3 protein-coding genes, 1 rRNA gene and 1 pseudogene are annotated in these 6000 nt (G+C 51.9%); 2 read left to right on the top strand and 3 right to left on the bottom strand.

Annotation, left to right across the window (positions count from 1 at the left end; genetic code table 11):
* The 3 genes from PUT07_RS31840 to PUT07_RS31830 all read right to left on the bottom strand — a co-directional run.
* Positions 1-107 (bottom strand): 16S ribosomal RNA (locus tag PUT07_RS31840); the annotation flags it as partial.
* A gap of 351 nt (positions 108-458) precedes the next feature.
* On the bottom strand, positions 459-1679 hold the full coding sequence (locus PUT07_RS31835) for an ABC transporter permease (protein ID WP_274472810.1): 1221 nt from the start codon (positions 1677-1679) through the stop codon (positions 459-461).
* 15 nt (positions 1680-1694) lie between these two features.
* Positions 1695-2393: an ABC transporter ATP-binding protein gene (locus PUT07_RS31830; protein WP_379241115.1), complete on the bottom strand. Its 699-nt coding sequence runs from the start codon at positions 2391-2393 to the stop codon at positions 1695-1697.
* 185 nt (positions 2394-2578) lie between these two features.
* On the opposite strand from PUT07_RS31830, the gene PUT07_RS31825 reads away from it, so the two are divergent.
* Complete coding sequence (locus PUT07_RS31825) at positions 2579-4000, top strand: sigma-54 interaction domain-containing protein (protein ID WP_274472808.1); 1422 nt, start codon at positions 2579-2581, stop codon at positions 3998-4000.
* 116 nt (positions 4001-4116) lie between these two features.
* A pseudogene (ablA, locus tag PUT07_RS31820) lies at positions 4117-5511 on the top strand (lysine 2,3-aminomutase); the annotation flags it as partial.
* Positions 5512-6000: the final 489 nt, after the last annotated feature.

The raw sequence follows: 6000 nt of genomic DNA, 5'->3' as shown, positions 1-6000 counted from the left end.
GTGTTACTCACCCGTCCGCCGCTAAGCACCGAAGTGCTCCGCTCGACTTGCATGTATTAGGCACGCCGCCAGCGTTCGTCCTGAGCCAGGATCAAACTCTCCATAATAGTTGAACGATTGCTCGTCCTTATTGAAAGCTGAATAGCTCAATTGACTTGCTAGCGAGATTATTAATCTCATGTTTGAACGATTGCTCGTTCATGTTTACTCACTCGTTGTTCAGTTTTCAAAGATCAATGTCTTTCGTACACTGCCGCGTTTCCGAAGCAGCGAAATGTAATATACCATGTCGAAATTTGATTTGCAAGTATTTTTTTTAATCTTTTTTGAAGAGCATTTCATGCTGCTTTCAACTTGCCTCACAACGACAGAATAGCAATATACCATGGTTCCAGCATGAAATCAACCTCGAAAAGAACAAAGCCGAAACTTTGTTCTTTCCCTAGGTATCTCGCTCTTCAATACCAGCTTGTGAAAACTGAAGAAGTCCCGTAAGCCAAAGGTATTGCCGCTCCAATCATGATAATCGGCCCCCACCACGTGAACATAGAAATCCCCAAAAACAAACTAATCAAGATAAGCGCCGGAAGCACAAGAATTGGAGTCGCCAATTGAAGAGCTCGATGCTTCTCCGTATCCTCAATTGAGAAGAGGGACAGAAACGGTGCCGTTAACTCATCTTTGCAAAACGATTTCCTCCAAAAGGACAGCAGACATGCTGCAAGAATCCAGACCGTAATTTTCAGAAATCCGGGCAAAATAAACATAACTCCGCTGATCAAGGCGGCAAACTGCAGAGACTGCTTCCACTGCGTACCGTTTCTAAAGAAGGATTTGGCGAGCAGATCGGCGATTCCGTTGCTTGCGCCCTTTCCCTTGAACAAACGCTGAGAGCTCTTGAACAACAGCGGCCGCTTCCGCTTCGGTCTTCTGTTCCGTTCCACGACGCGAATCAGCATCAGAGAGACGATCCGCATCCGCGCATCTCTTTCTCTGGCGATGTCCGCGAAGAACGTCCCCTTTTCACGCAGCCGCACTCTCCCTAAGTACACAATCAAAGCCAAGAGAGCAAGCAAAACCGCCCAAATATAACTCGTGTTATGGCTAATCGCAGCAACCAATGTTTGATACAGGAAGAAAAGCGCCGCAAAAGCCGCGATCCGCAGCAGCCAAAGCACAACACCACGAAAGCGCAGTGCCAGCAGTTGGCGAAGCAAGCCTAGATTAATTTTAAGCAAATAAGTAAGCAGCCAGAGGCTGACAGCCTGAGACACTCCAAAGGCATACGTCTTAACCAGCAGGGGCAGGAACAGAAGCATAAGCAGCAGCGTTGTGACCCCTTGCAGCACAAGCGAGTACCTGTAGCCAAGCAGCATGAGATGCTGAAACCATCCCTCGTTCTGTCTGAGAAAGAGCTGGTCCCCTTCTTCGACATAATACCGAATCGTTCCGAGCCAAGTGAACAGATAGCATACCGTGCCGACAGTGAACAGCGGGATCATGCTAAACCAGGAAGGCGGACTCATCCACCATGAGTAATATTGATAGCCTGCCACAATCAACAGCGGAATGACGAAATAAATGGCAATAATCCAATCCACCGCTGTTCGCAAAGCTTTATATTGATACAACCAATCGGACCGAACACGCCGCGCAAAAATCTGAAAGCTGTTAGTCAAGGTTCACGCCCCCTCTCACAATAAAGAGTGGAAGCAGTCGAATAACGGCGCGTCCGGCATGCCGCACTGCTGCCTGATGTCCTGCAGAGTGCCTTCCGCCACCAATCTTCCCCCCGACAGCAGCACGAACGAGCTGCAAATTCTCTCCGCCGTATCCAACACATGAGTGCTCATCAGAATACCGGCGCCGCGCTTGCGTTCCTCATCCAGCATCCCCAAGAAATCCTTGATCGCCTTCGGGTCCAAACCAATGAAAGGCTCATCGACGATATACACATCCGGTTTATTCAAAAATCCGAGAATCAGCATAATTTTCTGCTGCATCCCCTTAGAAAACTTCCCCGGCAATTGATGCTTCTCATCCAGCAGCCGAAAACGGTGCAGCAGATCGTCCGCACGCTCCAGAAATACGTTTCGATCCAGCTCATAGACGGAAGCGGCGAATTCCATATGCTCCCACAGCGTCAGCTCGTCATACAGAATCGGATGCTCCGGAATGTAGGCATAGCTTTTACGTTCCCCTCTAAAGGAAACCGTGCCCTTGAAATCCTTCAACAAGCCCAGGATGCTTTTCATCGTTGTACTTTTGCCGGCTCCGTTCGGTCCAAGCAGGCCAACAAGCTCGCCTTGCCGCACCTGAAAATGAATATTTCGGATCGTATCCGGAGCCTCTTCGTAACCAGCCTGATCGATATGTACATCTAATACAGCCATTCGTTGTTCTTCTGGCATTCCCGGCCACATCTCCTCGCGTCGCATCCTATATATTGAATTCTTGCATGTCCGCCCTTATTTTTCAAGTTAGACATCCCTAGGCATGGTCTTATCCAGCGTCCCCAGTCATATAGTACTAAGTGAATAACTGAACCGTCCTATCCTTCGATGATGAGGAGGTGTGCATGATGTCAGGGCAGCACGAGCATGGATCTGCTTATTTCGAGAAAGTGCTGAATATCATCGATGTCGGCGTTCATCTTATCGACCGCAAAGGCATCACTATTTTCTATAACGACAAAATGGCGGAAACAGACGGGCTTCAGCGGGAGGAGGTCGTCGGGAAAAATTTCTTTGAGCTCTTCCCTTCGCTCACCCACGAAACAAGTACATTCATGAAGGTGCTCCAAACCGGCGTCGAGATCCGGGAGAAAATCCAAACCTATGTCAGCGTCACAGGCAAAAGAATTACCACCATCAACAGCACATACCCGCTTCTGGATAACGGAGAGGTCATCGGTGCTCTCGAGGTGGCGAAAGACATAACGAGCATCGTTCAGCTCCACGATCAGATCCTGGATCTGCGCCATCAAATTTACGAGACCCCCTCCTCGGCCAAAGATAAAAAACATGCAGGCTCCGCCCGCTACCATTTCAGCGATCTGATCGGCCATAACAAGCAGTTCCTGGAGACGGTCTCCTTCGCCAAAAAAGCATCGCGTACAAGCTCGCCCGTCCTGATCTGCGGTCCTACCGGCACTGGCAAAGAACTGTTCGCCCAGAGCATCCATAATGCCGGGGCGCGGAGAAGCCGCCTGTTTATTGCACAAAACTGCGCCGCCGTCCCCAATGAGCTGATGGAGGGTATTATGTTCGGTACCGCACGGGGCGCCTTCACGGGGGCCATCGATAGGGCGGGTTTATTCGAGCAGGCCAGCGGCGGGACGCTTTTTCTCGATGAACTGAATTCCCTGGATCTGTTCCTGCAAGCCAAACTGCTGCGCGTGCTGCAGGACGGGCTCGTTCGCCGGGTCGGAGGGACGAAGGAACAGCAGGTGGACGTCCGCATCATTACCGCCATGAACATGGATCCCCAAGAAGCCTTGGATAAAGGCCTTCTGCGCAGCGATCTTTTTTACAGGCTGAATGTCGTCAATCTCACTCTTCCCCCGCTATCGCTAAGAACGGATGATATACCGCTGCTTACCCATCATTTTATCGATAAGTTCAATGCCATGTTCGGGATGAAAATAGCGGGAATCACGCCGGCCGCCATGGAGCGCCTGCTTCACTATCCTTGGCCGGGGAATATTCGCGAGCTGAGCCATGCAATCGAATCGACCTACAATATGATGGATCTCGAATGCGAAATCATTGAGGAAGCCCATCTCCCCTCGTCGATACGCAACCACAAGTCGATAAGCATCGAGGAGGCTCCTGTCGTCAACGGGCTAACCGATAAAGTGAAGCAGTTGGAAAAGGATGCCATCACCGCCGCCCTTGCCCGGCATCAGTACAACATCACCCTGACGGCACAGGCGCTTGGAATGAAGCGGCAAGCGCTGCAATATAAGCTGAACCGTTACGGCATTGTGAGGAAGCCATAGCAGGTCGTTCGACTCCGTAGGGAGTCTTTTTTCGTTGTGACGCGGGGCTGAGTAAACGTTGGCATGCTTCTTGCATCTTCTATAACTGAGACGACATCAATACTGGAGGTGCCCATATGGAACGACGTCACTGGAAACAGATTTCGCTATGGAGCAACGTCACGGATGAGCAGTGGAACGATTGGCTTTGGCAGCTGACACATACCATTCGTTCCTTGGATGATTTAAAGAAGGTGGTCCATTTAACTCCCGAAGAAGAAGAGGGCGTGCGTATTTCGACGCAAACGATACCTTTGAATATCACCCCCTACTATGCATCCCTGATGAATCCCGACGATCCGCGCTGCCCGATTCGGATGCAGTCCGTCCCGGTCTCCGCCGAATTATTGAAAACCAAATACGACCTGGAGGACCCCCTTCATGAGGATGAGGACTCCCCCACGCCCGGTTTGACACATCGCTACCCGGACAGGGTGCTATTCCTCGTCACCAACCAATGCTCTATGTACTGCCGCTACTGCACGCGCCGCCGCTTCTCCGGCCAGGTCGGCATGGGCGTACCCAAGAAACAGTTGGACGACGCAATCGCCTATATCCGCAATACGCCGGAAGTTCGCGATGTGCTGTTATCCGGCGGTGACGGGCTGCTGATCAACGACAACATTCTGGAGTATATATTGAAAAATTTGCGGGCGATCCCCCATGTAGAAATTATTCGCATCGGCACGCGGGCGCCGGTTGTATTCCCGCAGCGGATTACGGAGCATCTGTGCACCATGATCAAAAAATACCATCCGGTCTGGCTGAATACGCATTTCAACCATCCGCTCGAAATGACGGAAGAAGCCAAACAGGCCTGCGCCATGCTCGCCGACGCCGGGGTACCGCTGGGCAATCAGTCCGTTATTTTGGCCGGCATCAACGACAGCACCTACATCATGAAGAAGCTGATGCATGACCTCGTCAAAATGCGCGTGCGCCCTTATTACATTTACCAGTGCGATTTGTCCGAGGGTATCGGCCATTTCCGCGCGCCGGTATCGAAGGGGCTGGAGATTATCGAGTCGCTGCGCGGGCATACGTCGGGCTACGCTGTGCCTACTTTCGTCGTCGACGCCCCCGGCGGAGGCGGCAAAATAGCATTGCAGCCAAACTATTTGATCTCGCAGAGCCAGGATAAAGTCATTTTGCGCAACTACGAGGGCGTGATCGTCGGATATCCCGAGCCCAAGAACTATGTGCCGGGCCGTGCAGACGAATATTTCAACGAGGTATACGGTTTGGAGAAGCAGCCGGAAAGCACAGGCATCATCGCGCTCATGAAAGATGAAAAATTCAACCTGGTGCCAGAAAATTTGCGCCGTATCGGCCGCCGCAAAGCGTATCTGGACTCGCCGGACCACGCCTCCTTGAAGGATCGCCGCTCCAAGCGGGATGAGATGAAGGATAAGCTGATGAAGGCGCAGCAGAAGGATAGTAAGGCGACAGGATCCGAGATGGAGAGCAAGGCGACAGGATCCGAGATGCAGAGCAAGGCGACAGGATCCGTGATGGAGAGCAAGGCGACAGGATCGGAGATGGAGAGCAAGGCGACAGGAACGGAGATGCAGAGCAAGGCGACAGGATCCGTGATGCAGAGCAAGGCGACAGGATCGGAGTTGGAGAGCAAGGCGACAGGATCGGAGATGGAGAGCAAGGCGACAGGCGAAGGGACGAATGGTGAGTAAGGCGGTAAAAAGCGGAACGAACATAAGGTGTGTGAAGAGCCGAACAGCGAGTAAGACGTGCGATGAGCCGGACGGTGAGTTAGGCAATGAGCGAAGAGCCGAACAGTGAGTAATGCAGGTGAAGAGCGGAACGGTGAGTAAGGCGGTAAGCGCTTGGCAGCTTGCGGCGGACAAAGTCATCTGCTGCTCGGGGAGAATTGAGCGAACGCCTGCGGAACCCTGCTCCTTTTAAATGACAGGCTATCTCATCCGGTCCTAGTGACCTGAATGGAT

The organism is Paenibacillus sp. MAHUQ-63, assembly GCF_028765165.1.
Taxonomy (GTDB): domain Bacteria; phylum Bacillota; class Bacilli; order Paenibacillales; family NBRC-103111; genus Paenibacillus_E.
The sequence above is the reverse complement of the archived record's forward strand: the minus strand, read 5'-3'. Positions and strand labels throughout refer to the sequence as shown.

Bases quoted from the DNA above. Each gene is read 5' to 3' on its own strand.
- PUT07_RS31830 (WP_379241115.1), bottom strand. From the start codon at position 2,393: ATGGCTGTATTAGATGTACATATCGATCAGGCTGGTTACGAAGAGGCT.
- PUT07_RS31825 (WP_274472808.1), top strand. From the start codon at position 2,579: ATGATGTCAGGGCAGCACGAGCATGGATCTGCTTATTTCGAGAAAGTG.